A 1,896-nucleotide genomic window follows, 5' to 3' on the forward strand; every position below is an offset into this window, starting at 1 on the left:
AAATCGCGTACGAAATCCCGCACGAGATCCCGTACTAGAACTTGTTCTTCGGGGTGAGTCCCAGCGACAGGCCCGACAGCCCCCGCTGGCGGCCGCCCAGCTTGCCGGCGATGGCGCGCAGCGCGGAGCCCGCCGGGGAGTCCGGGTCGGTCAGGACGACCGGCTTGCCCTCGTCGCCGCCCTCGCGCAGCCGGACGTCGATCGGGATGGAGCCGAGCACGGGGACGGTGGCGCCGGTGGTGCGGGTCAGGCCGTCGGCGACCAGCTGGCCGCCGCCCGTGCCGAACACGTCGACCATCTCGGCGCAGTGCGGGCAGGGCAGGCCCGACATGTTCTCGACCACGCCGACGATCTTCTGATGCGTCTGCACGGCGATGGAGCCGGCCCGCTCGGCCACCTCGGCCGCGGCCTGCTGAGGGGTCGTCACGACCAGGATCTCCGCGTTCGGGACCAGCTGGGCCACGGAGATCGCGATGTCGCCGGTGCCGGGCGGCAGGTCGAGCAGCAGCACGTCCAGGTCGCCCCAGTAGACGTCCGCGAGGAACTGCTGGAGCGCGCGGTGCAGCATGGGGCCGCGCCAGACGACGGGAGCGTTGCCCGGGGTGAACATGCCGATGGAGATGACCTTCACGCCGTTCGCCGACGGCGGCATGATCATGTTCTCGACCTGGGTCGGACGGCCGTCCGCGCCGAGCATGCGCGGCACGCTGTGGCCGTAGATGTCGGCGTCGACCACGCCCACCTTCAGGCCGTCGGCCGCCATGGCCGCCGCCAGGTTCACCGTGACCGAGGACTTGCCGACGCCGCCCTTGCCGGAGGCGACCGCGTAGACCCGGGTGAGGTTGCCCGGCTTGGCGAAGGGGACCTCGCGCTCGGCCTGGCCGCCGCGCAGGGCGTTGGCCAGCTCCTTGCGCTGCTCGTCGCTCATCACGTCGAGCGAGACGTCGACACGGGTGACGCCCTCGACACGCGAGACCGCGTCGGTCACCCGCTGCGTGATCGTCTCGCGCATCGGGCAGCCGGAGACCGTCAGGTACACGGTGACCGCGACCGCCCCGTCCGCACCGATCTCCACCGATTTGACCATGCCGAGCTCGGTGATGGGCCGGTGGATCTCGGGGTCGTCAACCGTCGCCAGCGCCTCGCGCACCGCGTCTTCCGTAGCCATGGAAACGATGGTACGGCGCTCCGCTCCCGGCCCGGGACCCCCGTCAGTGGTCGTCCATGTCACGTCCGCGCGGGTGTTCCGCCGGGAATACCCCGGACCGGTGATGCCCGTCGACCCGCTCCTCCAGCTCCTTCATCAGGTCCTGGAGCTCGGAGCGGATCCAGTCGCGGGTGGCGACCTCGCCGAGACCCATGCGCAGCGCGGCGATCTCGCGGGTGAGGTACTCGGTGTCGGCGATGGACCGCTCGTTCTGCTTGCGGTCCTGTTCGAGGTTGACCCGGTCCCGGTCGTCCTGCCGGTTCTGCGCCAGCAGGATCAGCGGTGCGGCGTAGGAGGCCTGCAGGGACAGGGCCAGCGTCAGGAAGATGAACGGGTATTCGTCGAACCTCAACGGGCGGGGCGCGGCCACGTTCCACAGCACCCACACGATGATCACGACCGTCATCCAGACGATGAACCGGCCGGTGCCCAGGAAGCGGGCGATGCGCTCGGAGAGCCGGCCGAAGGCCTCCGGGTCCCACTCGGGCACCAGCCTGCGCCGGGGCGGCCGCGGCTGGTCCAGCCGGGTGCGCGGCCGGCCGGCGGCCGTGGCCCCCGCCGGGTGCCGCTCGCGGGTCATCTCGCGCTCAGGTGCCATGGGTGGCCGCCCCCTCGTCCGCCGCCTCTTCCGCGCCCCGGCCCCGTCCGGCACCCGTACCGCCCGTCCCGTGCTCGCCCGTCCCGTCCTC

The 1,896-nt window shown here is 71.9% G+C and carries 2 protein-coding genes; both read right to left on the reverse strand.

What is annotated here, in order from left to right; genetic code table 11:
- Positions 1 to 34 precede the first annotated feature (34 nt).
- Positions 35 to 1,168, reverse strand: a complete 1,134-nt coding sequence (locus tag IE249_RS14620; RefSeq protein WP_189705256.1) for an Mrp/NBP35 family ATP-binding protein — start codon at positions 1,166 to 1,168, stop codon at positions 35 to 37.
- A 43-nt stretch (positions 1,169 to 1,211) separates the two neighbouring features.
- Positions 1,212 to 1,805: a DUF1003 domain-containing protein gene (locus IE249_RS14625; RefSeq protein WP_189705257.1), complete on the reverse strand. Its 594-nt coding sequence runs from the start codon at positions 1,803 to 1,805 to the stop codon at positions 1,212 to 1,214.
- Between the last annotated feature and the right edge of the window lie 91 nt (positions 1,806 to 1,896).

Source organism: Streptomyces anandii JCM 4720 (assembly GCF_014650655.1).
Lineage (GTDB): Bacteria > Actinomycetota > Actinomycetes > Streptomycetales > Streptomycetaceae > Streptomyces > Streptomyces anandii.

Coding starts and splice junctions, on each gene's coding strand:
- IE249_RS14620 (WP_189705256.1), bottom strand. CDS start 1,168: ATGGCTACGGAAGACGCGGTGCGCGAGGCGCTGGCGACGGTTGACGAC.
- IE249_RS14625 (WP_189705257.1), bottom strand. CDS start 1,805: ATGGCACCTGAGCGCGAGATGACCCGCGAGCGGCACCCGGCGGGGGCC.